Source organism: Pseudomonas sp. GM18 (assembly GCF_000282195.1).
In the GTDB taxonomy this organism is placed as follows: domain Bacteria; phylum Pseudomonadota; class Gammaproteobacteria; order Pseudomonadales; family Pseudomonadaceae; genus Aquipseudomonas.
In genome coordinates, this window is the sequence record NZ_AKJT01000003.1 from 1 (window position 1) to 23,604 (window position 23,604).

Here is a 23,604-nt window from a genome sequence, read left to right on the forward strand (position 1 = left end):
CGGCAGGTTGAAAAAGCCGCTGCCGAGGAAGAAGTTCGACGTCGGGCAGAAGGCAATCGCCGATCCCGTCTGCGCCAGGCGTGCGCATTCGTCGTCGCACAGGTGCACGCCGTGGGCGAACACCGAGCGCTCGCCGAGCAGTTGGTAGTGATCGTAGACGTCCAGGTAGCCCTTGCGCTCCGGGAACAGTGCCTTGACCCACTCGACTTCCTTGAGGTTTTCGCTGATGTGGGTCTGCATGTACAGATCCGGGTATTCGCTGAGCAACTGGCCGGCGAGGGTCAGCTGTTCCGGGGTGCTGGTCGGGGCGAAGCGCGGTGTGACGGCGTAATGCAAGCGGCCCTTGCCGTGCCAGCGTTCGATCAGCGCCTTGCTTTCGACGTAGCTCGATTCGGCGGTGTCAGTCAGATAGTCCGGCGCGTTGCGGTCCATCATCACCTTGCCGGCAATCATCCGCAGGTCCAGCTGTTCGGCGGCTTCGAAAAACGAGTTCACCGATTGCGGATGCACGCTGCCGAAGACCAGTGCGGTGGTGGTGCCGTTGCGCAGCAGCTCCTTGATGAAAATATCCGCGACTTCGTCAGCGTGGGCCTTGTCGGCGAACTGGCTTTCGCACGGAAAGGTGTAGGTGTTCAGCCAGTCCAGCAGTTGCTCGCCGTAGGCGCCGACCATGCCGGTTTGCGGCAGGTGAATGTGGGTGTCGATGAAACCGGGGGTGATCAGTGCGTCCTGATAATGGGTGATCTCGATGTCGGCCGGCAGCGTCGGCAGCAATTCGCTGGCGTGGCCGATGGCGTTGATCTGGCCGTTCTCGACCACCAGCAGGCCGTCTTCGAAATATTCATACGAGGCTTCGATACCCACTTCGGCAGGGTCGGCGATGCTGTGCAAAATGGCGGCGCGGTAGGCTTTGCGAGTCATTGGCATGGGGTTCTCAATTAGTTCGAAGCTTTTCAATTCAAAGCTTTTCAGTTCAAGGCTTTCAGTTAGAAGCTTTTCAGTTCGAGGCTTGGCTGCGGCGTGAAGCAGGCAGCAGCTTGGCGATCGATGATCCGGCGCTGGCGGTGTGCTGGCCGAAATTCGCGTTATAGGTGGCGATGATTTCGCCGGCGATGGAGATGGCGATTTCCACAGGCAGCTTGCCTTTGACTTCGCCCAGCCCCATCGGGCAGCGCATGCGTTGCAGCACGGCGCTGTCGAAACCACGATCACGCAGGCGGTGTTCAAATTTCACCCGTTTGGTCTTCGAACCGATCAGGCCGAAGTAGGCGAAGTCGTTGCGCTTGAGGATCGCGGCGGTGAGTTCGAGGTCGAGCTGGTGGTTGTGAGTCATGACAATGCAGTAGCTGCCAGCAGGCAGGTCATCGACTTCATCCAGCGGTTCTTCGGTGACGATTTTGCGCACGCCGTGGGGGATCTGTTCGGGGAATTCGGCTTCCCGCGAATCGATCCAGCGCACCCGGCAGGGCAGGCTGGCGAGCAGCGGCACCAGCGCCCGACCGACGTGGCCGGCACCGAACACAGCAATCTGCGCTTGCACCTGACCCATCGGCTCGAACAGCAACACAGTCACGCCGCCGCAGCACTGGCCCAGGCTGGCGCCGAGGCTGAAGCGCTCCAGATGGGTGTCCTGCCGGCCGCTGGCAAGCATCTCGCGGCCGATCTGCATGGCTTTGTATTCCAGATGCCCGCCACCGATGGTGTCGAACGTTTGCGTGGCACTGATGACCATCTTCGAGCCCGCATTGCGCGGCGTCGAGCCGAGCTCTTCGATGATGGTCACCAACACACAGGGTTCACCCCGGGTTTGCAGGTCGGCGAGGGCGTCGATCCAGTTGTACATGGTTCACCTCTCAAGATCGTTCCCACGCTCTGCGTGGGAATGCATCTCTGGACGCTCCGCGTCCGCTGTTCACAATGCGACGCAGAGCGTCGCGGGCTGCATTCCTGCGCAGAGCGTGGGAACGATCAATCAAACCACCACCTCGGATTCGGCTTCCACGGCCTTCGCCGCCTTCAACTGGCGCATCTGCTCGCACCCCCACAACACCCGCTCCGGCGTCGCCGGCGCGTCGATTTTCGGTTGATGCCTGTAGTCGCCCAGGCTTGCCACGGCGTCCTTGATCGCACACCAGACGGCAATGCCGAGCATGAACGGCGGTTCACCCACGGCTTTGGAATGGAACACCGTGTCTTCCGGGTTCTTGCGGTTTTCCACCAGCTTCACCCGCAGGTCCAATGGCATGTCGGCCACCGCCGGGATCTTGTAGCTGGCCGGGCCGTTGGTCATCAGCTTGCCTTTGTTGTTCCACACCAGTTCTTCCATGGTCAGCCAGCCCATGCCCTGGATGAAACCGCCCTCGACCTGGCCGATGTCGATCGCCGGGTTCAGCGAGGCGCCGACGTCGTGGAGGATGTCGGTGCGCAGCATCTTGTACTCGCCGGTCAGGGTGTCGACGATCACCTCGGCGCAGGCCGCACCAAAGGCGTAGTAGTAGAACGGCCGACCACGAGCCTGGCTGCGGTCATAGTAGATTTTCGGGGTCTTGTAGAAGCCGGTGCTCGACAGCGACACCTGGGCGAAATACGCCTGCTGGATCAGCGCTTCGAACGTCAGGATGTGATCGCGAACCCGCACGTGACCGTTGTGGAATTCCACGTCTTCTTCGCTGACCTTGTATTGCCGTGCGGCAAATTCCACCAGGCGTTTCTTGATGATTTCTGCGGCATTCTGCGCGGCTTTACCGTTGAGGTCGGCGCCGCTCGAAGCCGCGGTCGGTGAGGTGTTCGGCACTTTGTCGGTGTTGGTCGCGGTGATCTGCACCCGGTCCATTTCCACCTGGAATACTTCAGCCACTACTTGCGCAACCTTGGTGTTCAGACCCTGGCCCATTTCGGTGCCGCCGTGGTTCAGGTGGATGCTGCCGTCGGTGTAGACGTGAATCAGCGCACCGGCCTGGTTGAGGAAACTGGCGGTGAAGGAAATACCGAATTTGACCGGGGTCAGCGCCAGACCTTTTTTCAGGATCGGACTGTTGGCGTTGTAGCGACGGATCGCTTCGCGGCGCTCGGCGTACTGGCTGCTGGCTTCCAGTTCGGCGGTCATTTCCTCGAGCATGTTGTGCTCGACGGTCTGGTAGTAATGGGTAACGTTGCGCTCGGTCTTGCCGTAGTAGTTGGCCTTGCGCACCGCCAGCGGGTCGAGGCCCAGATGGCGGGCAATCGCGTCCATCACTTCTTCGATGGCGACCATGCCTTGCGGACCACCGAAACCACGGTAAGCGGTGTTCGACGCGGTGTTGGTCTTGCAGCGGTGACCGTTGATGGTCGCGTCGCCCAGGTAGTACGAGTTGTCGGCATGGAACATCGCACGGTCGACAATCGAGGCCGACAAATCCGGTGAGCAACCGCAGTTACCAGCCAGTTCCAGGGCGATACCGTGCAGGCGACCGGTGCTGTCGAAGCCCACGTCGTATTCGACGTAGAACGGGTGACGCTTGCCGGTCATCAGCATGTCTTCGACCCGCGGCAGGCGCATTTTGGTCGGCTGACCGGTCAGGTGCGCGATCACCGCGCACAGGCACGCCGGGCTGGCAGCCTGGGTTTCCTTGCCGCCAAAACCACCGCCCATGCGGCGCATGTCGACGACGATTTTGTTCATCGACACGTCCAGCACTTCCGCCACCAGTTTTTGCACTTCGGTGGGGTTCTGGGTCGAGCAGTAAACGATCATCCCGCCGTCTTCGGTCGGCATCACCGAAGAGATCTGGGTTTCCAGGTAAAAGTGCTCCTGGCCGCCGATGTGCAGCGTGCCTTGAATGCGATGCTCGGCAGTGGCCAAGGCATTGGCTGAATCGCCGCGCTGGTGGGTGTGGCTGTCGAGCACGAAATGGCGTTTGCGCAAGGCTTCGACCACGTCCAGAACGGGTTCGAGGTCTTCGTATTCGATGATCGCCGCCATCGCGGCTTTGCGTGCGGTTTCCAGGTCTTTCGCAGCGACGGCGAGCACCGGTTGGCCGACGAACTGCACGTCATCGATGGCCAGCAACGGATCGCCCGGCAACAGCGGGCCGATGTCTTTCAGGCCCGGCACGTCTTCGTGGGTGATGGCGATGCGCACGCCTTCGAAGGCGTAGCAGGGCTTGGTGTCGATGCTGATGATTTTCGCGTGGGCGCGGTCCGACAGCCGTGCGTAAACGTGCAGCTGATTGGGGAATTCCAGCCGATCGTCGATGTACTGTGCTTCACCGGACACATGCTTGGCGGCGCTGTCGTGCTTGACGCTGCGGCCGACTCCGGTGGTCAGGTCCTTGGCGAACAGTTCAGCCAGTTCGGCTTGGGTCTTCTCTACGGCGTGATGATTAGACATAAGCGGTCACCCGAGTCTCGATGTGCGGTGTTTGCAGTTCGATGAAGTATTTGCGCAGCAGGTTCTGCGCGCTGAGCAGGCGGTATTCCTTGCTGGCGCGGAAGTCCGAGAGCGGTGTGAAATCTTCGGCCAGTGCGGCACAGGCGCGTTCGATGGTGGTGTTGTTGAACGGTGCGCCAACCAGCGCGGCTTCGCAGTTTTTCGCGCGTTTGGGGATGGCCGCCATGCCGCCGAAAGCAACGCGGGCGTCGGCAACTACGCCATTGTCGATGCGCAGGTTGAACGCTGCGCAAACCGCGGAGATGTCGTCGTCCAGACGCTTCGACACCTTGTAGGCGCGGAACAGTTGTTCGGCGCTGGCGCGGGGCACGATGATCTTCTCGATGAACTCGCTTTCCTGGCGCGCGGTGACCCGGTAATCGATGAAGTAATCTTCCAGGGCCATGGTGCGGCGAGTCTCGCCTTTGCACAGCACGATCTGCGCGCCAAGGGCGATCAGCAGCGGTGGCGAGTCACCGATTGGCGAGGCGTTGCCGATGTTGCCGCCGAGGGTGCCCTGGTTGCGAATCTGCAACGAAGCGAAGCGCTGCAGCAATTCGCCGAAGTCCGGGTACTCGGCCTTCAAAGCGTCGTAACAGTCGGAGAGGGCGGTGGCGGCGCCGATTTCCAGGCGATCGTCGAAGCGTTCGATGCGTTTCATTTCGGCGACGTTGCCGACGTAGATCATCACCGGCAAGGTGCGGTGGAACTGCGTGACTTCCAGCGCCAGGTCGGTACCGCCGGCCAGCAGGCGGGCCTGTGGATAAGCGTCGTAGAGGTCGGCCAGATCGGCCACGGTCAGCGGCACCAGGCAGCGTTTATCGCCACTGTTGAGTTCACCAATGTCGGTGGGGGCGATGGCTTTCAGGCGAGCGATAGTTTCCGCTTCGCGTGCATCGAACTGATCCGGTTGCTTGGCGCAGCAGGATTGCTCGGCAGCGGCCAGGATCGGCCGATAGCCGGTGCAGCGGCAGAGGTTGCCGGCCAGGGCTTCGTGAGCTTTATGAGTATCTGGTTGATCGCTGTTCTTTTGCAGGGCGAACAGCGACATGACAAAGCCCGGAGTGCAGAAGCCGCACTGCGAGCCGTGGCACTCGACCATGGCTTTTTGCACGCTATGCAACTGGCCTTGGTGCTTGAGGTCTTCGACGCTGATCAGTTGCTTGCCGTGCAGCGACGAAACAAAAGTCAGGCACGAGTTGAGGCTGCGATAGCGAATGTGTTCGCGGCCATCGTCATCCGTCTGCAGCTCGCCGACCACCACAGTGCACGCGCCACAGTCACCGCTGGCGCAGCCTTCTTTGGTGCCGGGTTTGCCCACATGTTCGCGCAAGTAATTGAGCACAGTCAGGTTCGGGTCCAGGGCGTGCTCGCTACGGAGTTCCTGGTTGAGTAAAAACTGGATCACGGATGGCCTCGCAGACTCATTATTGTTGTTAACCGACATGAACCGAATTTATCAGGTCTGACTTTTCGGTCAATGATTTTATGACTTAAAGGTCAGGAAATAGCATTTTGTCGATCAACGACTCGTTCCTTCATTATTGACCCTCACGGGATAGCCTGCTTTTTGCTTGAATCGTGCCAAAAACCGCTGGGTGGGCACTCCGCCATGACCCCTCAATTGCGCTACACTGCGCCGCTTGTGCAGATCGAAGAGTTTGAAGGACAACCATGACGTTCAAGGCGCCGGACAGCCTCGCCGAGCAAATCGCTCACCACCTCGCCGAACGTATCATTCGCGGCGAAATGAAGCCGGGGGAGCGCATCCAGGAACAGAAGGTCACGCTGGCCCTCAATGTCAGCCGCGGTTCAGTCCGTGAGGCCTTGCTGATCCTCGAGCGCCGCCACTTGATCGCGATTTTGCCGCGACGTGGCGCCCACGTGACCGAACTGACGGCGCACAAGGTGCAGAGCCTGTGCAAGCTGATGAGCGAGTTGTACATATTGCTCGGCAACGCCGTGGCCAGCGGCTGGCAAGTCCAGGCCGACATGGCGCCGTTCGTGGAGATCCAGCAGCGCCTGACCGCCAGCTACGAGCGCCAGGACATCCGCACGTTTGTCGACGACAGCTTCAGCGTGATGCGTGCCGCGTATCCGTTCGCCAACAACCCGTACTTGCAGGAAACCGTCGAGAATCTGCAGCCGGCCATGAGCCGTGCGTATTTCCTTGCGCTGGACCAGCGCAAGGCCTCGATGAGCGAGTTCCTGGAGCTGTTCGAACGCCTGCTGGCCGCGGTGCTGGCCCGTGACTTTGCGCAGATCCGCGTGGTGCTGACGGCGTATGCCCAGCGCAGTTGCGATCTGGTGATTTCTGCCCTGACGGTCGCTTAAGCGTGCGGCTCAAGTGCATCAAACTGGCGGGGTTCAAATCCTTCGTCGACCCGACCACGGTGAACTTCCCCAGTAACATGGCGGCGGTGGTCGGGCCCAATGGTTGCGGCAAGTCGAACATCATCGACGCTGTGCGTTGGGTGATGGGCGAGAGCTCGGCCAAGAACTTGCGCGGCGAGTCGATGACCGACGTCATCTTCAACGGCTCCACCAGTCGTAAACCGGTGAGCCAGGCGAGCATCGAGCTGGTGTTCGATAACTCCGACGGCACCTTGATCGGCGAATACGCCGCCTACGCGGAAATTTCCATCCGCCGCAAAGTGACCCGCGACAGCCAGAACAGTTATTTCCTCAACGGCGCCAAATGCCGTCGTCGTGATATCACTGACATCTTCCTCGGGACCGGTCTCGGCCCGCGCAGCTATTCGATCATCGAGCAGGGGATGATCTCCAAGCTGATCGAAGCCAAGCCGGAAGACCTGCGCAACTTTATCGAAGAAGCAGCGGGCATCTCCAAGTACAAGGAGCGTCGGCGCGAGACCGAAAACCGCATTCGCCGCACCCACGAAAACCTCGCCCGCCTGACCGACCTGCGCGAAGAGCTCGAGCGTCAGCTTGAACGCTTGCACCGCCAGGCCGAGGCCGCCAAGAAGTATCAGGAATACAAAGGCGAAGAGCGTCAACTCAAGGCCCAGTTGTCAGCCCTGCGCTGGCAGGCGCTGAACGAGCAGGTCGGCCAGCGCGAAGCGATCATCGGCACTCAGGAAATTACTTTTGAAGCCCTGGTGGCCGAGCAGCGCAACGCCGACGCGGCTATCGAACGCCTGCGTGACGGTCATCACGACCTGTCCGAGCGCTTCAATCTGGTGCAGGGGCGCTTCTATTCGGTCGGCGGCGACATCGCCCGGGTCGAGCAGAGCATCCAGCATGGCCAGCAGCGCTTGCGTCAATTGCAGGACGATCTGAAAGAAGCCGAGCGCGCGCGGCTGGAAACCGAGTCGCACTTGGGCCACGACCGCACCTTGCTGCTGACCCTGGGCGAAGAGCTGGACATGCTCACGCCGGAGCAGGAAGTCACCAGCGCCGCCGCCGAAGAAGCCGCCGCCGCACTGGAAGAATCCGAAACCACCATGCACGGCTGGCAGGAGCAGTGGGACACCTTCAACCTCACCGCCGCCGAGCCGCGTCGCCAGGCTGAAGTTCAGCAGTCGCGGATCCAGCAGCTGGAAACCAGCATGGAGCGATTGGCCGATCGCCAGAAGCGCCTGGCCGAAGAGCGCGCGCTGCTCTCGGCAGACCCGGAAGACGCGGCGATCATGGAACTCAGCGAGCAGTTGGCCGCATCCGAGGCGACGCTGGAAGACTTGCAGGCCAGCGAAGAAGCGCAAGTTGAACGCCTCGAGCAACTGCGCCAGGAATTGCAGCAAGCGTTGTCGGCGCAGCAGCAGGCGCAAGGTGATTTGCAGCGGCTCAACGGTCGGCTGGCGTCGTTGGAGGCCTTGCAGCAAGCCGCGCTCGATCCGGGCACCGGCACCGCCGAATGGCTGCGCGAACAGCATCTGGCGGATCGTCCGCGTTTGGCCGAGGGTCTGAAAGTTGAATCAGGTTGGGAGCTGGCGGTGGAAACCGTGCTCGGCGCCGACCTGCAAGCGGTGCTGGTGGACGACTTCGGTGATTTCGATCTGGCCGGGTTTGCCCAAGGCGATTTGCGTCTGCTCAGCCCGGCCAGCGATGGCGTGCGCATGCCCGGCAGTTTGCTCGACAAGGTCGAGGCACAGATCGATCTGTCGCCGTGGCTGGGCCAGGTCAAACCGGTCGACAGCCTTGAACAGGCTTTGGCCTTGCGCGGGCAATTGGCCGCCGGCCAAAGCCTGATCAGCCGTGACGGTTACTGGGTCGGCAGGCACTTTTTACGCGTGCGTCGAGCCAGCGAAGCGGAAAGTGGTGTGCTTGCCCGTGGCCAGGAAATCCAGCGCCTGGGCCTTGAGCGCGAAGAGCGCGAAGCCACGGTCGAAACCCTGGAAACCCGACTTCAGAATCTCAGGGCGCAACAGCGTCAGCAGGAAAACGGCCGCGAACACTTGCGCCGTCTGCTGCAAGACGAAGCGCGTCAGCAGGGCGAATTGAAAGCCCAGTTGTCGGCCGGCAAAGCCAAGGTCGAACAGTTGACCCTGCGCCGCACCCGTCTCGATGAAGAGCTTGCCGAACTCAGCGAACAGCGCGCCCTGGAACACGAAAACATCGGCGAAGCGCGCCTGCAATTGCAGGAAGCCCTCGACAGCATGGCGGTGGATACCGAGCAGCGCGAGTTGCTGCTGGCCCAGCGCGACAGCCTGCGCGAGCGCCTCGATCGGGTGCGTCAGGAAGCTCGGCAGCACAAGGACCATGCGCATCAATTGGCGGTGCGCCTCGGTTCGCTGAAGGCGCAACACGATTCCACTCGTCAGGCCCTTGAGCGGCTGGAAATGCAGGCAGAGCGCCTGACCGAGAAGCGCGAACAACTGAGTCTCAACCTGGAAGAGGGCGAGGCGCCGCTGGAAGAGCTGCGGCTGAAACTCGAAGAGTTGCTCGACAAACGCATGACCGTCGACGAAGAGCTCAAGACCGCGCAAATCGCCATGGAAGACGCCGACCGTGAACTGCGCGATGCCGAAAAGCGCCGGACTCAGGCCGAGCAGCAATCCCAGTTGATTCGTAGCCAGCTCGAACAGCAGCGTATGGAATGGCAAGCGCTGACGGTGCGGCGCAAGACCTTGCAGGATCAATTGCTCGAAGACGGCTACGACCTCAATGGCGTACTCGCCACACTGGTGGCCGGGGCCAGCGAGAAAGACGCTGAAGAAGAACTCGAGCGTATTGCCGCGCGGATTCAGCGCCTTGGCGCGATCAACCTCGCGGCCATCGACGAATACCAGCAACAATCCGAGCGTAAACGTTATCTGGATGCTCAGAACGACGATCTGGTGGAAGCACTGGACACCCTCGAGAACGTCATTCGCAAGATCGACAAGGAAACCCGAAACCGCTTCAAAGATACCTTTGATCAGATCAATGGCGGTTTACAGGCCCTTTTCCCAAAAGTTTTCGGTGGAGGCAGCGCCTATTTGGAACTGACGGGCGAAGATCTACTCGATACAGGGGTAACGATCATGGCGCGGCCGCCAGGAAAGAAGAACAGCACCATCCATTTGCTCTCCGGTGGCGAAAAAGCCCTGACCGCATTGGCCCTGGTATTTGCCATCTTCAAGTTGAATCCGGCGCCGTTCTGTATGCTCGATGAGGTTGACGCGCCATTGGATGACGCTAACGTTGGACGCTATGCACGACTGGTCAAAGAGATGTCGCAGACGGTGCAGTTCATCTACATCACCCACAACAAGATCGCCATGGAAATGGCTGATCAATTGATGGGGGTGACGATGCACGAACCGGGTTGCTCGCGTCTGGTGGCAGTGGATGTGGAGGAGGCGATGGCCATGGTGGACGCCTGAGTCATGGCGTGTAGGGCAAGTAATTTTGAGCTGTAGGGCTTTTTACCTGTCTTGACTTGCTGGCCAATCGACATAATTCGCGCAAGCCAATGTGACAGACGGTGTAAAGTTGTCTTTGGTCGTGCTAGTTTAATGTCAATTTTTCGTATACGTGGCAAAAGGCCTGTCAGAACATAGAGTTGGCGCCACGTTTTAAAGCGGTTTACACAATGTAAACCCCTTATTTTTCAGCATTTTTTATAGAGGCACGGGATTACATGGAAATCGGTCTGCGCGAGTGGCTGATCGTCATCGGCATTATTGTCATTGCCGGTATTCTTTTCGATGGCTGGCGCCGCATGCGCGGCGGCAAGGGAAAACTGAAATTCCGTCTTGATCGAAGTCTGTCCAACCTGCCGGACGAGGACTCCAGCGCCGAGCTGTTGGGCCCGCCCCGCGTGCTGGACACCCAGAAAGAACCGCAACTGGACGAGCACGACCTGCCGTCGGTGAGCATGCCTGCCCGTGAGCCTCGCGAGTCGGGTTCCAAGCGCGGCAAGCGTGGCCATGGCGAACCCTCCCAGGGCGACTTGAACCTCAATCTGGACCTGGACGGCGGCCCGAGCTTCAGCAGCCGTGACAACGATTTCCCGGATGACACCAAGTCTGCCAGCGCGCCTGATAAAGATCAGCCGCAAGCCGAAGAAGTGCTGGTGATCAGCGTGATCTGCCGCGACCCGGCTGGTTTCAAGGGCCCGGCGCTGTTGCAGAACATTCTGGAAAGCGGTCTGCGTTTCGGCGAGATGGACATTTTCCACCGCCACGAAAGCATGGCCGGTAACGGCGAAGTGTTGTTCTCGATGGCCAACGCGGTCAAGCCGGGTGTTTTCGATCTGGATGATATCGACCACTTCAGCACCCCGGCGGTGAGCTTCTTCCTCGGTCTGCCAGGCCCGCGTCATCCGAAGCAAGCCTTCGACGTGATGGTGGCGGCGGCGCGCAAGCTGTCCCAGGAGCTGAACGGCGAACTGAAGGACGACCAGCGCAGCGTGCTGACCGCCCAAACGATTGAGCACTACCGTCAGCGCATCGTCGAGTTTGAACGTCGCGCCCTGACCCAGAAGCGCTGAGGTCAAAAGATCGCAGCCTCGTTTCACTCGACAGCTCCTACAACAAATTGCAAAACCTGTAGGAGCTGTCGAGTGAAACGAGGCTGCGATTCCTTGATCTTGATGAAATGAGATTGAGCAGCCTCGGCTGCTCTTTTGCTTTATGAGAGAACACCCATGACTGCCGCCGAAACCCGCATTCTAGAGCTGCGCGCCGAGCTCGATCTGCACAACTATCGCTACCATGTGCTGGATGAACCGAGCATTCCGGACGCCGAATACGATCGCTTGTTCCACGAGCTCAAGGCCCTTGAAGCGGCCCATCCCGAGCTGATCACCAGTGACTCGCCGACCCAGCGTGTCGGCAGCGCGGCGCTGTCGGCGTTCACTCAGGTGCGTCATGAAGTGCCGATGCTCAGCCTTGGCAACGCCTTCGAAGAAACCGACATGCGCGAATTCGATCGCCGGGTGACGGAAGGTCTGGACCTGCCGGTCGGTGACCTGTTCGGTGGCGGTGCAGCGGTGGAGTACAGCTGCGAACCCAAGCTCGATGGCCTGGCGGTCAGCCTGTTGTATCAGGACGGTATGCTGGTGCGCGGCGCCACTCGCGGCGATGGCACCACGGGTGAGGATATCAGCGTCAATGTGCGCACTGTGCGCAATATCCCGCTCAAGCTGCATGGCAGCGGCTGGCCGGCGACCCTGGAAGTGCGCGGCGAAGTGTTCATGTCCAAGGCCGGTTTCGAGCGGCTCAACGCCACGCAACTGGAAGTCGGCGGCAAGACCTTCGCCAACCCGCGTAACGCGGCGGCGGGCAGCTTGCGGCAGCTGGATTCGAAGATCACCGCCAACCGTCCGCTGGAATTCTGCTGCTACGGCATCGGCCAGGTTTCCGCCGATATCGCCGACACGCACATTGGCAATCTGCAGCAGCTCAAAGCCTGGGGCATGCCGGTCAGCCATGAGCTGAAATCGGCTCATGGCATCGATGAGTGCCTGGATTACTACCGCGACATCGGCGAACGCCGCAATGCGCTGCCTTATGAAATCGACGGCGTGGTGTTCAAGGTCAACAGCATTGCCTCCCAGCGCGAACTGGGTTTCCGTGCTCGCGAACCGCGTTGGGCGATTGCCCACAAATTCCCGGCGATGGAAGAACTCACCGAGTTGCTCGATGTGGAGTTTCAGGTCGGCCGCACCGGTGCCGTGACGCCAGTGGCGCGTTTGAGGCCGGTCAAGGTTGCCGGTGTTACCGTGGCCAATGCGACGTTGCACAACATGGATGAGGTCGCGCGGTTGGGTCTGATGATCGGCGACACCGTGATCATCCGTCGCGCCGGTGACGTGATTCCACAAGTAGTGCAGGTGGTCATCGAGCGCCGTCCTGAGGATGCCCGGCCGGTACAGATTCCTGAGCAGTGCCCGGTCTGCGGTTCGCATGTCGAGCGCACACAACTGGTCAAGCGCAGCAAGGGCCGTGAGACCATCAGCGAAGGCGCGGTGTATCGCTGTGTCGGCCGTCTGGCCTGCGGTGCGCAACTCAAGCAGGCGATCATTCACTTCGTTTCGCGTCGCGCCATGGACATTGAAGGTCTGGGAGAGAAGAGCGTCGAGCAACTGGTGGACGAGGGTCTGGTGAATTCGCCGGCCGATTTGTACGCATTGACCTTCGAACAAATCGTCGACCTCGAAGGCTTTGCCGAGCTGTCGAGCAAGAACCTGCTCGGCGCTATCGAAGACAGTAAGCGGCCGAGTCTGGCGCGGTTCATCTACGCCTTGGGCATTCCTGATGTCGGCGAAGAGACGGCCAAGGTGCTTGCGCGTTCTCTCGGGTCGCTGGAGCGGGTTCAGCAGGCATTGCCGCAAGTGCTCACGTATTTGCCGGATGTCGGGCTGGAAGTGGCTCACGAGATTCACAGCTTCTTTGAAGATGCGCATAACCAGCAGGTGATTGCTGAGCTGCTCAAACACGGCCTGCAGATTCAGGATCAGGGTGAGTTGGGTGCCGAATTTGCTGCAAGCACCACGCTTGGCGGTTTTCTCGACAAGCTGAACATTCCTTCGGTTGGGCCGGGCGGGGCGCAGAAGCTTGCCGACAAATTCGGCTCGCTTGAAGCGGTGATGAACGCTGATTGGCTGGACATGCGTCAGGCGTTGCCGGAGAAGCAGGCGGCCTCGGTTCGGGAGTTCTTTGCAGTGACGCAAAACCGTCAGCTCGCCGAGGCCGCTGAAAAGCAGTTGCGCGATTTCGGAATGCATTGGCAGAGCGAGAAAAAAGTCGTCGAAGGATTGCCGCTGGCCGGACAGACCTGGGTGCTGACCGGTTCGCTGGAACTGATGAGTCGAGATGTCGCCAAGGACAAACTTGAAAGCCTCGGTGCCAAGGTGGCCGGTTCGGTGTCGGCCAAGACTCATTGTGTAGTTGCCGGACCGGGCGCAGGTTCGAAGCTGGCCAAGGCCAATGAGCTGGGGTTGAAAGTGCTGGATGAAGAGGCGTTTGTCGGGTTTCTTGGTAAACACAATATTTCGGTTTAATTGATCGTTCCCACGCTCTGCGTGGTAACGCATCCCGTGACGCTCTGCGTCACAGCGGACGCGGAGCGTCCGGGGCGGCATTCCCACGCAGAGCGTGGGAACAATCATTGCTGAGGAGTGATCTAGTCTTGGCAGTCCCCAAACAGAGATCGCCATGTACCGCTTCTTCGAACAGCTCAGCTCGCGCATCGCCGCGCCCTTCATGGGTGAGCATTCGCGCAACAGCAAGGTCTGGCATTGTCGCTGCGGGCAGTCGCTGTTCTTTCGCAACAGCCAGTGCCTGGCCTGTTCGGCGGCGCTGGGCTATCAGCCGCAACAAAGCCGCTTGTCGTCTCTGCAACCCGGCCCGCAAGCGGATACCTGGTTGCTCGATGCCGACCCTGACGCCGGTATTTTCCGCCGTTGCGCCAATCTCGATTCCCCGGCTGCGTGCAACTGGTTATTGCCGGCCAATCATCACGATGCGTTGTGCATCGCCTGTAACCTGAATCGCACCATCCCCGACCTGTCGATCCCCGAGAATCATGAGCGCTGGGGCAAAGTGGAAACCGCCAAGCGTCGCCTGGTGGCGCAGTTGCTCAGCCTGGGCTTGCCGGTCATTCCCAAAGCGGTGGACGAAGAGGCTGGTCTGGCCTTCGATTTCATCGGTATCGACCTCGAAGGCAAGCCGCCGACCACCGGGCACGCCAACGGTCTGATCACCCTCGATATCAAAGAAGCCGACGACTCCCACCGCGAGCAGGTTCGCGTGCAGATGCATGAGCCCTATCGCACGCTGCTCGGTCACTTTCGGCACGAGACGGGGCATTACTACTGGGACCGGCTGATTGCCAACAGTGCCTGGCTGGAACCGTTCCGCGGACTGTTCGGCGACGAGCGTGCCAACTACGCCGAGGCTCTTGAACAGCATTATCAACAAGGTGCGCCGCTCGACTGGCAGCAACATTACGTCAGCGCCTACGCCACCATGCACCCTTGGGAAGACTGGGCGGAAACCTGGGCGCATTACCTGCACATGATGGATGCGGTGGACACCGCCCTGGGTTTTGGCATGAGTGCCCAGGAAATGGATTTCGACTATCAGCCGTTTCCGCCCGGCACGCTGTTCGATCCGCAGCACCCCGGCGGTCCGGCGTTCCTGTCGTTCGTCAATGCGTGGATCGAACTGGCCGGCATGCTCAACGAACTGTCACGCAGCATGGGCCAGCCGGATTTCTATCCGTTCGTCTTGCCGCCGGCGGTGATCGCCAGGCTGCACTTCATTCACCTGGTGATCCAGCAAGAGGGCGGCCGGGCGGATGAAGTGTTGGTGCAATAGGAGATCAAAAGATCGCAGCCTGGTAGCAGCTGGCGCAGCCTGCGTTCGGCGGCGAAGCAGTCGTAAACCCGGTGTTCGCGGTTTATCTGAAACCGGGTTGCCTGATTTCACGACTGCTCCGCAGCCGAACGCAGCCTTCGGCAGCTGCTACCAAGTCGCGATCTTTTCAAGGTCGGCGCATGTCCTTGAAGCGGCTCATGTTTTTTAATCCGCCCGAACGGTTGTAACTTCGTCTCAGATAGGTACAATGGCGCGGCTCGCCGTCAGGTGAGCGTCGTTATGGTGACCCCATCGGTCCCCCCGCAACGATCAGCCGTGAACCCGGTCAGGCCTGGAAGGGAGCAGCCGCAGCGGTGACATTGTGTGCCGGGGTGTGGCTGGTGGGGTTGCCTCCATAACGCAACACGAACCCTCTTTCGTGTTTTCTATCTAAACGTACTGTCTTACTTTCCCTGCCATGGAGCTCATCCAGGGCGGTGTTTCGTCGTTTCCGAATTAAACGGCTGGATATAAAAAAGGAGGCCGATCTGTCGCATTCGACAGGTCGGCCTCCTTTTTTTGTTTGTTAGCATCAAGGCTTGGACAAGGCCTGGTCAACCGCTGCGATCAGCTTTCCCAGATCCTTCGGGGTGGCTTTGTGTATGACGCTGAACAGGTACGCCCGCTGTTCATCTTCGTCGCCCAGATCTGCGAAAAAGGCTTTCAGCTTCACGCCCAGCACGTCGGCAAGCAGGAACAATGCTTCCACGCTGGGGGTATAGGTGCCAGTTTCGAAGCGGCTGATGGTTTTGGGGTCAAAACCGGTTTTTTCGCCGAGTTCAGCCTGAGTAAGCCCCGCGACCTTGCGGTAGCGTCGGATGGCTGGACCCAAACTTGAAATTTGCATCGCTCAATTCCCATTTAGAATCAAGAACTTAACGATAGATTTTTGCATTAGGCAACTGCATGATCCATCACCTTGCTTTGCAAAATGTGATGCATTTCGTAGAATCGCCGCTTCGGAGGGGTTTTTGGTGATCTGCTGTCTGAAGTTTAGGCGATATGAAACAGCCAGCATTGTCTTCCCTTGCCGGGTGTGCAGAGAAGCCGTTGGCGGTCTGAAACCCTCGCGAAATGTTACCAGAGTCGGTGTTGCTACCTTGCCCGATAGTTGATCTTCGGCGGTCCGGGGGCCATCAAATGCTGTTCATGGAGTGATAACGTGTCTCTGCGCTGTACGTTTCAAAACATCTCTTCCGGGCATCCTGCGCTGGTCGAGCGGTACCTCCGCTAGCGACAGTGAGCCTCACTCATGGATGAGAAATACCGCAGGGCCGTGGATGCCGCCGCCATTTTTTCCGAGACTGATCTGAACGGCCGGATTACTTACGTCAACGATCAATTCTGCGCCGTGTCCGGCTACAGCCGCGAGGAATTGCTGGGGCAAAACCATCGCCTGCTGAACTCCGGCCTGCATTCCGCCGATTTCTTCGCTGCCATGTGGCGCACCATTGCCCTGGGCAACATCTGGAAGGGCGAGATCTGTAATCGCGCCAAGGATGGCAGGTTGTATTGGGTCGAAAGCACCATGGTGCCGGTGCTCGACGACACCACCGGGCGCGTTGACCGATACCTGTCTATTCGTTTCGACATCAGCGAAAAACGCCAATTACTGCAATCCCTGCAATGGCGGGTCGGGCATGACGTGCTGACCGGGCTGCCCAATCGCGCGTTCCTGTCGGATTTGCTGGATCAGGCGCTGGAATTCTCCCGGCGTGAAAACATTCCGCTGGCGGTGTGCATGCTTGACCTCGACGGGTTCAAAGCAGTCAACGACGGCTACGGTCACGCCAGTGGCGATATGTTACTGGTGGAAGTGGCCAAGCGACTGCGTGACATTGTGCGCGGCGAAGATGTGGTGGCGCGACTGGCCGGTGACGAGTTTGTGCTGGTGTTGCGTTACGTGCGGGATCTGCCGGAATTACGCGCGGCGCTGAACCGCGTGCTGGGAGCGATCTCAGCGCCTTACACGCTGCACGGCAAGGACATCAATGTGTTTGCCAGTATCGGCGTTACCCTGTTTCCCCATGACAACGAAGATGCCGAAACCCTGCTGCGCCACGCCGACCAGGCGATGTATGTGGCCAAGCAGCGCGGGCGAAACCGCTTTCATCTGTTCGATGTGTCCCGGGATCAGGAGGTCAAGGCCACGCACCAGACCGTCGAGCGGGTGCGTCAGGCGCTGGTCGCCGGTGAATTGCGCCTGCACTTTCAGCCCAAGGTGAACATGCGTCGTGGCGAGGTCGTCGGTTTCGAGGCCTTGTTACGTTGGCAGCACCCGCAAAACGGCATGGTGCCGCCCCGGGAGTTTTTGCCGCTGGTAGAGGATACCGACCTGATCATCGATATCGGCGAATGGGTGATGGACCAGGTGCTGGCGCAGTTGCACCGCTGGCAGCAAGCGGGGCAGGGCTGGCCGATCAGTATCAACATCGCGGCGCGACATTTTCAGCGCGCGGATTTCGTCGACCGGCTCAGACAGGTACTCGCTCGTCATGCTCAGGTTGCCCCGCGGATGCTCGACCTGGAAATCGTCGAGTCGGTGGCGATCGAGAATATCCAGCACGTCAGCGCCTGTTTGCAGGCCTGTCAGGCCTTGGGGGTACAGTTTTCCCTGGGGGATTTCGGCACCGGTTATTCGTCCCTGAGTTATCTCAAGCGTTTACGCACCCAGACCATCAAGATCGACAAGTCGTTTGTGCGCGACATTCTGATTGACCGGGATGACCTGGCCCTGACCACGGCGGTGATCGGCCTGGCCCGGGCATTCGGTCGGCAGGTGATTGCCGAGGGGCTGGAAAGCCTTGAGCACGGTGAGTTGTTGTTGCGGCTGGGGTGCGAAGTCGCTCAAGGCTATTTCATCGCTCGCCCGATGCCTCCCGCCGAGGTGCCGGCCTGGGTGGCGGGGTTTGTCGCTCCGTCGCAATGGCAGGCACTCGATCGAATAGCCTGACTCGCTCTACGTAGCAGCTGCCGAAGGCTGCTGCTACGGAGCCGGGTTACCGGTATAGAGCCGGATGATGTCATTGATCTCTCCCGACATTTTCATTTGCTGCAACGTGTGCAGAATGCGCTGTACAGGCACTTTGGGGTCATTGCGCACGTAACAACTGACAGGCTGTTCCTGCACCAGCGCTACGCTTATCAGTTGCTGGTCGGGCAGCAGGCGCTGGTTGAACCAGTCCAGGGTCCATTGGTTGCTCACCGCGTAGCGATAGCGTCCGGCCAGCAGCTTTTCCAGCACCTGTTCCTGATTGCGTGCGTCCTCGCGGTGCAACCGGTCGGCGTCGAATAGTGGTTGCAGGGTCGGGTAGCTATAGCCGAGCACGGTGCCGATCGACTGTTGTGGCAGGTCCGCTGGTTTGACAGGGTCGGGTGGGCTTTGCCGGCCAATCAGCATGTCGCGTTGAACCAGCAGCGGAACGCTCCAGATGTAGTCGCCGGACGGTGTCGGCAACCAGTCTTGTGAGACAAAACAGCGCACATCGGCTTCGCCGTGTTCCATGGCGTTCTGTACTCGCGGCCGAGGCAAGACATGAAATTGCGCCGGTACGCCGACCTGTGTCGCCAGGCTGAGCATGATGTCGTGCAGAATGCCCTGGGTCGGCCTACCGTGCTCGATCTGCACCATGGGCATGGCCCAGCTGTCCGGCACGACAAAGCGCAACGGCGCTTCGGCGGCCGCGCCATTCAGGCTGACTAATAGCAGTGCCCCCAAGGCAAAACGCATAAACGCTCCGGTACGGCTCAAGCCTGAGCCGATAAAAGCTCCTCAAAGTGCAGCTTAGCCAGAATAGACGAGCGCACCGGATGCAATTTTGGCCTTGCTCCGCTAGCATTAGCCGCTTCTGCTTCCTTCGCTGCGACGGTTTTCGATGAGTTATCAGGTTCTTGCACGTAAATGGCGTCCGCGCTCGTTCCGCGAAATGGTCGGCCAGACCCATGTGCTCAAGGCTCTGATCAATGCCTTGGACAGCCAGCGGCTGCACCACGCCTACCTGTTTACCGGTACCCGAGGGGTTGGCAAGACCACCATCGCGCGGATCATCGCCAAATGCCTGAACTGTGAAACAGGTATCACTTCGACGCCCTGTGGCGAGTGTTCGGTGTGCCGCGAAATCGATGAAGGCCGTTTCGTCGACCTGATCGAGATCGACGCCGCGAGCCGGACCAAGGTCGAGGACACCCGCGAGCTGCTCGACAACGTGCAGTACGCGCCGAGCCGCGGGCGCTTCAAGGTCTACCTGATCGACGAAGTGCACATGCTTTCCAGCCATTCCTTTAATGCGCTGTTGAAAACCCTCGAAGAGCCGCCGCCCTACGTCAAGTTCATCCTGGCCACCACCGATCCGCAGAAACTTCCGGCAACGATTCTTTCGCGGTGCCTGCAGTTCTCCCTGAAGAACATGACCCCGGAGCGGGTGGTCGAGCATTTGAGCCATGTGCTGAGCGTCGAGAACGTTCCGTTCGAAGACGACGCGCTGTGGCTGCTGGGCCGTGCCGCCGACGGTTCGATGCGTGACGCCATGAGCCTGACCGACCAGGCCATCGCCTTCGGTGAAGGCAAGGTTCTGGCCGCCGACGTGCGGGCGATGCTCGGCACCCTCGATCACGGTCAGGTCTACGACGTCCTGCATGCGCTGATCGAAGGCGACGCCAAGGCGTTGCTCGAAGCCGTGCGCCATCTGGCCGAGCAAGGCCCGGACTGGAACGGCGTGCTCTCGGAAATTCTCAACGTGTTGCACCGTGTCGCCATCGCCCAGGCCCTGCCTGAAGGCGTCGACAACGGCCATGGCGACCGTGATCGCGTATTGGCACTGGCCCAGGCACTGCCGGCCGAAGATGTGCAGTTCTATTACCAGATGGGCCTGATCGGTCGCCGGGATTTGCCGCTGGCACCGGATCCGCGTGGCGGCTTCGAAATGGTCCTGCTGCGAATGCTCGCATTCCGACCGGCAGACACTGAGGACGCTCCTAGGCAACCGCTAAAGCCAGTGGGGATCAGCCAGGCCACAGTTGATTCCGCAAACTCAGTGGCTGCCGCGCCGATTGTTGTGCCGGTAGTCGCTGCGGTTGTGGCACCGGTACCGGTGGCGCCGGTGGTTGCACCCGCGCCTGTCCCAGCCGTTGCGCCTGAACCCGTCGCGCCGGTGGTCGTGCCTGAGCCCGAGCCAGTGGTCGTGCCTGTAGCGGTCGAAGAAGTCGTCGATCTGCCCTGGAACGATCCGGTAGAGCCCGAGGTTGTCCAGCAGCCGGCCGTCGAGCCGGTGCTGGAGACGGCCGGTGAGCAGCCCGAATTGCCTCCGATGCCCATGCCGACACCCGACAGCGTGGTGCCGGACGCGCCGGAGTGGGCTGCTGCGCCGATCCCGGAACCGTCCGTGGCCCAAGTCGATGCCGCCACGCCTGGCATGGACCTGGACGACGAGCCACCGCTGGACGAGGACTACATCGAGCCAGACATGGATTCGGCCTACAGTTACCTCGACGACCTGGCCAGTGAGCACACCGCCGGACCTGCGGCGGAGCCCGAGCCTGAACCTGCCGCGATGCCGGCCACCGGCCTGGCCCTGCAATGGCTGGAGTTGTTCCCGAAATTGCCGGTGTCCGGCATGACCGGCAGCATCGCCGCCAACTGCACGCTGATCGCCGTCGATGGCGACAATTGGCTGTTGCACCTGGACCCGGCTCACAGCGCCCTGTTCAACGCGACGCAACAACGTCGCCTCAACGATGCGCTGAACCAGCATCACGGGCGTACGCTGACCCTGAGCATCGAGCTGATCAAGCCCGAGCAGGAAACCCCGGCCCAGGCAGCGTCCCGGCGTCGTGCCGACCGTCAGCGCGAGGCCGAGGAGTCGATCCATGGCGATCCGTTCATCCAGCAAATGATGCAGCAGTTCGGGGCGGTGGTCCGTCACGATACTATTGAACCTGTCGAGGCCCTGGTCAGTCAGGGCTAATAACTGAAGGCGCTTGGCTGTATTCGCCGGGCGCTGTTTTGATCCAAGTACTTTTGAGGTGATTCCCATGATGAAAGGTGGCATGGCCGGCCTGATGAAGCAGGCGCAGCAGATGCAGGAAAAAATGGCCAAGATGCAGGAAGAACTGGCCAACGCCGAAGTCACCGGTAAAGCCGGTGGCGATATGGTCACCGTGGTGATGACCGGTCGTCACGACGTCAAGCGCGTGACCATCGACCCAAGCCTGGTCGAAGGCCTGAGCGAAGACGACAAAGAGATGCTGGAGGCTGTATTCGCCGCCGCTGTCAACGATGCCGTGCGCAAGATCGAAGCCAACAGCCAGGACAAAATGGGTAGCATGACTGCTGGCATGCAACTGCCACCGGGTATGAAACTGCCATTCTGATTCGCCAACGCGCGTCGGATGGATTAAAAAAATGCCAGGCATTGCGCCTGGCATTTTTGTTTCTGTCTGCGGACTAAGTAATTGACGCTGCTATTTGACGCTAAACAGGGGCGCGGGTATAAACCGCGTCTCGTTGTTATGTCGGACTTTTCCCCATGAGCTTCAGCCCTTTGATTCGCCAACTGATCGATGCCCTGCGAATTTTGCCGGGTGTGGGTCAGAAAACTGCCCAGCGCATGGCGTTGCAACTGCTTGAGCGCGATCGCAGCGGCGGCTCGCGACTGGCCCAGGCGCTGAGCCAGGCCATGGAAGGGGTGGGCCACTGCCGTTTGTGCCGTACGCTGACCGAAGACGATCTGTGCCCGCAATGCGCCGATCCACGCCGCGACGACACCTTGCTGTGCGTGGTGGAAGGTCCGATGGACGTTTACGCCGTGGAGCAGACCGGTTTCCGCGGTCGCTACTTCGTGCTCAAGGGCCACTTGTCGCCTCTGGACGGGTTGGGGCCGGAAGCCATCGGCATTCCACAACTGATGGCGCGGATCGAAGAGGCGGGCACGTTTACCGAAGTCATCCTCGCCACCAACCCGACGGTGGAAGGCGAGGCCACGGCGCATTACATCGCCCAGTTGCTCAGCAACAAGGGCCTGATTGCCTCGCGCATTGCCCACGGCGTACCGTTGGGTGGCGAGCTGGAACTGGTGGATGGCGGGACATTGGCGCATTCGTTTGCCGGGCGTAAGCCGATTTCGCTGTAACCGCATCTTCAATCCTCACTTGAAAACCAAGCAAGCGCTCGGTTAACTTCGCTGGACCTTCAGTGGAGTTCGCCGATGCCTGCCTTCCAGGAATACTTCGACCCCAGCCACCAATTGGTCCGCGACAGCGTCAGACGTTTCGTCGAGCGCGAGATTCTTCCGGACATCGATCAGTGGGAAGAAGCCGAAAGCTTCCCTCGTGAGCTTTACCTCAAGGCCGGCGCGGCGGGGATTCTGGGCGTCGGCTACCCCGAAGCCTTGGGCGGTAGCCATGAAGGCGATGTGTTCGCCAAGATCGCCGCCAGTGAAGAACTGATGCGCTGCGGTTCCGGTGGTCTGGTCGCGGGGTTGGGCTCGCTTGACATCGGCCTGCCGCCGATCCTCAAGTGGGTCAGACCCGAAGTTCGCGATCGAGTAGTGCCTCAGGTGCTGGCGGGCGAGAAGATCAGCGCCCTGGCCGTCACCGAGCCCTGCGGTGGCTCCGACGTCGCCAACCTGCAAACCCGTGCCGTGCGTGATGGCGACTTTTACCGGGTCAGCGGCAGCAAAACCTTCATTACCAGCGGCGTTCGCGCGGACTTCTACACTGTCGCGGTGCGCACCGGCGAGCCGGGGTTCGGCGGCATCAGTTTGCTGCTGATCGAGAAGGGCACACCCGGTTTCACCGTTGGTCGTCAATTGAAGAAAATGGGCTGGTGGGCGTCGGACACCGCCGAGCTGTTTTTCGATGATTGCCGGGTACCGGTCAGCCATTTGATCGGTGCCGAAAACGGGGGCTTTGCCTGCATCATGGGCAACTTCCAGAGCGAGCGTCTGGCCCTGGCGCTGATGGCCAACATGACCGCCCAGTTGGCGCTGGAGGAGAGCCTGAAATGGGCTGGTCAGCGTGAAGCCTTCGGCAAACCCATCGGCAAGTTCCAGGTGCTCAAGCACCGCCTCGCGGAAATGGCCACGGCGCTGGAGGTATCACGGGAATTCACCTACCGCCAGGCGGCGAAAATGGCGGCCGGGCAGAGTGTGATCAAAGAGATTTCCATGGCGAAGAATTTCGCTACAGACACGGCGGATCGCATTACCACCGACGCGGTGCAGATTCTGGGTGGTTTGGGTTACATGCGCGAAAGTCTGGTGGAACGGCTGTACCGCGATAACCGGATTCTGTCGATTGGCGGCGGGACGCGGGAAGTGATGAACGAGATTATCAGCAAGCAGATGGGGCTCTAATTTGTGGTGTGGCGGTTGGCGCCTTCGCGGGCGATCCGAC

16 protein-coding genes and 1 other RNA gene are annotated in these 23,604 nt (G+C 60.3%); 11 read left to right on the forward strand and 6 right to left on the reverse strand.

The window, feature by feature from the left end; translation table 11 throughout:
• The 4 genes from guaD to xdhA all read right to left on the reverse strand — a co-directional run.
• Positions 1-921 (reverse strand): guanine deaminase (gene guaD, locus PMI21_RS27065; RefSeq protein WP_177318266.1); only part of this gene is annotated, 921 nt, incomplete at its 3' end.
• A 76-nt stretch (positions 922-997) separates the two neighbouring features.
• Complete coding sequence (xdhC, locus tag PMI21_RS27060; protein ID WP_007933327.1) at positions 998-1,843, reverse strand: xanthine dehydrogenase accessory protein XdhC; 846 nt, start codon at positions 1,841-1,843, stop codon at positions 998-1,000.
• A gap of 129 nt (positions 1,844-1,972) precedes the next feature.
• On the reverse strand, positions 1,973-4,369 hold the full coding sequence (xdhB, locus tag PMI21_RS27055; protein WP_007933330.1) for a xanthine dehydrogenase molybdopterin binding subunit: 2,397 nt from the start codon (positions 4,367-4,369) through the stop codon (positions 1,973-1,975).
• The gene (gene xdhA, locus PMI21_RS27050) at positions 4,362-5,816 is read right to left on the reverse strand and encodes a xanthine dehydrogenase small subunit (RefSeq protein ID WP_007933333.1); all 1,455 of its coding nucleotides are present in this window, start codon (positions 5,814-5,816) and stop codon (positions 4,362-4,364) included. The genes xdhB and xdhA overlap by 8 nt, the downstream gene beginning before the upstream one ends.
• 266 nt (positions 5,817-6,082) lie before the next feature.
• Between xdhA and PMI21_RS27045 the strand changes: the two genes are divergently transcribed.
• The 6 genes from PMI21_RS27045 to ffs all read left to right on the forward strand — a co-directional run bounded on the left by PMI21_RS27045 (position 6,083) and on the right by ffs (position 15,560).
• Positions 6,083-6,742 (forward strand): GntR family transcriptional regulator, encoded by a 660-nt coding sequence (locus PMI21_RS27045; protein ID WP_007933334.1) that lies wholly within the window; start codon positions 6,083-6,085, stop codon positions 6,740-6,742.
• 2 nt (positions 6,743-6,744) lie between these two features.
• Positions 6,745-10,233 (forward strand): chromosome segregation protein SMC, encoded by a 3,489-nt coding sequence (gene smc / locus PMI21_RS27040; protein WP_007933335.1) that lies wholly within the window; start codon positions 6,745-6,747, stop codon positions 10,231-10,233.
• Between the two features lie 257 nt (positions 10,234-10,490).
• Positions 10,491-11,342 (forward strand): cell division protein ZipA, encoded by an 852-nt coding sequence (gene zipA, locus PMI21_RS27035; RefSeq protein WP_007933336.1) that lies wholly within the window; start codon positions 10,491-10,493, stop codon positions 11,340-11,342.
• A 156-nt stretch (positions 11,343-11,498) separates the two neighbouring features.
• Positions 11,499-13,856, forward strand: coding sequence for an NAD-dependent DNA ligase LigA (gene ligA, locus PMI21_RS27030; RefSeq protein ID WP_007933338.1), 2,358 nt, complete (start codon positions 11,499-11,501; stop codon positions 13,854-13,856).
• A gap of 154 nt (positions 13,857-14,010) precedes the next feature.
• Positions 14,011-15,174 carry a zinc-binding metallopeptidase family protein gene (locus PMI21_RS27025; RefSeq protein ID WP_007933340.1) on the forward strand — a complete coding sequence of 388 codons (1,164 nt, stop codon included), beginning with the start codon at positions 14,011-14,013 and terminating at the stop codon, positions 15,172-15,174.
• 289 nt (positions 15,175-15,463) lie between these two features.
• An RNA gene (gene ffs / locus PMI21_RS28505) (signal recognition particle sRNA small type) lies at positions 15,464-15,560 on the forward strand.
• Between the two features lie 185 nt (positions 15,561-15,745).
• Here the strand turns inward: ffs and PMI21_RS27020 are convergent.
• Positions 15,746-16,060 (reverse strand): helix-turn-helix domain-containing protein, encoded by a 315-nt coding sequence (locus PMI21_RS27020; protein ID WP_007933342.1) that lies wholly within the window; start codon positions 16,058-16,060, stop codon positions 15,746-15,748.
• 405 nt (positions 16,061-16,465) lie between these two features.
• Between PMI21_RS27020 and PMI21_RS27015 the strand changes: the two genes are divergently transcribed.
• Positions 16,466-18,166, forward strand: a complete 1,701-nt coding sequence (locus tag PMI21_RS27015) for a putative bifunctional diguanylate cyclase/phosphodiesterase (RefSeq protein ID WP_007933344.1) — start codon at positions 16,466-16,468, stop codon at positions 18,164-18,166.
• A 33-nt stretch (positions 18,167-18,199) separates the two neighbouring features.
• Here PMI21_RS27015 and PMI21_RS27010 read toward each other — a convergent pair whose 3' ends face one another.
• The gene (locus PMI21_RS27010) at positions 18,200-18,943 is read right to left on the reverse strand and encodes a substrate-binding periplasmic protein (RefSeq protein WP_007933346.1); all 744 of its coding nucleotides are present in this window, start codon (positions 18,941-18,943) and stop codon (positions 18,200-18,202) included.
• Between the two features lie 145 nt (positions 18,944-19,088).
• On the opposite strand from PMI21_RS27010, the gene dnaX reads away from it, so the two are divergent.
• From dnaX to PMI21_RS26990, 4 genes are all read left to right on the forward strand, one after another.
• The gene (dnaX, locus tag PMI21_RS27005; RefSeq protein WP_007933347.1) at positions 19,089-21,176 is read left to right on the forward strand and encodes a DNA polymerase III subunit gamma/tau; all 2,088 of its coding nucleotides are present in this window, start codon (positions 19,089-19,091) and stop codon (positions 21,174-21,176) included.
• A gap of 67 nt (positions 21,177-21,243) precedes the next feature.
• Positions 21,244-21,582, forward strand: a complete 339-nt coding sequence (locus PMI21_RS27000; protein ID WP_007933349.1) for a YbaB/EbfC family nucleoid-associated protein — start codon at positions 21,244-21,246, stop codon at positions 21,580-21,582.
• Between the two features lie 155 nt (positions 21,583-21,737).
• The gene (recR, locus tag PMI21_RS26995) at positions 21,738-22,340 is read left to right on the forward strand and encodes a recombination mediator RecR (RefSeq protein ID WP_007933351.1); all 603 of its coding nucleotides are present in this window, start codon (positions 21,738-21,740) and stop codon (positions 22,338-22,340) included.
• A 75-nt stretch (positions 22,341-22,415) separates the two neighbouring features.
• Positions 22,416-23,564, forward strand: coding sequence for an acyl-CoA dehydrogenase family protein (locus tag PMI21_RS26990; RefSeq protein WP_007933353.1), 1,149 nt, complete (start codon positions 22,416-22,418; stop codon positions 23,562-23,564).
• Positions 23,565-23,604: the final 40 nt, after the last annotated feature.

Excerpts from the sequence above, each read along its gene's own strand:
- xdhC (WP_007933327.1), bottom strand. The coding sequence starts at position 1,843 with ATGTACAACTGGATCGACGCCCTCGCCGACCTGCAAACCCGGGGTGAA.
- xdhB (WP_007933330.1), bottom strand. The coding sequence starts at position 4,369 with ATGTCTAATCATCACGCCGTAGAGAAGACCCAAGCCGAACTGGCTGAA.
- PMI21_RS27045 (WP_007933334.1), top strand. The coding sequence starts at position 6,083 with ATGACGTTCAAGGCGCCGGACAGCCTCGCCGAGCAAATCGCTCACCAC.
- zipA (WP_007933336.1), top strand. The coding sequence starts at position 10,491 with ATGGAAATCGGTCTGCGCGAGTGGCTGATCGTCATCGGCATTATTGTC.
- ligA (WP_007933338.1), top strand. The coding sequence starts at position 11,499 with ATGACTGCCGCCGAAACCCGCATTCTAGAGCTGCGCGCCGAGCTCGAT.
- PMI21_RS27025 (WP_007933340.1), top strand. The coding sequence starts at position 14,011 with ATGTACCGCTTCTTCGAACAGCTCAGCTCGCGCATCGCCGCGCCCTTC.
- PMI21_RS27020 (WP_007933342.1), bottom strand. The coding sequence starts at position 16,060 with ATGCAAATTTCAAGTTTGGGTCCAGCCATCCGACGCTACCGCAAGGTC.
- PMI21_RS27015 (WP_007933344.1), top strand. The coding sequence starts at position 16,466 with ATGGATGAGAAATACCGCAGGGCCGTGGATGCCGCCGCCATTTTTTCC.
- PMI21_RS27010 (WP_007933346.1), bottom strand. The coding sequence starts at position 18,943 with ATGCGTTTTGCCTTGGGGGCACTGCTATTAGTCAGCCTGAATGGCGCG.
- dnaX (WP_007933347.1), top strand. The coding sequence starts at position 19,089 with ATGAGTTATCAGGTTCTTGCACGTAAATGGCGTCCGCGCTCGTTCCGC.
- PMI21_RS27000 (WP_007933349.1), top strand. The coding sequence starts at position 21,244 with ATGATGAAAGGTGGCATGGCCGGCCTGATGAAGCAGGCGCAGCAGATG.
- recR (WP_007933351.1), top strand. The coding sequence starts at position 21,738 with ATGAGCTTCAGCCCTTTGATTCGCCAACTGATCGATGCCCTGCGAATT.
- PMI21_RS26990 (WP_007933353.1), top strand. The coding sequence starts at position 22,416 with ATGCCTGCCTTCCAGGAATACTTCGACCCCAGCCACCAATTGGTCCGC.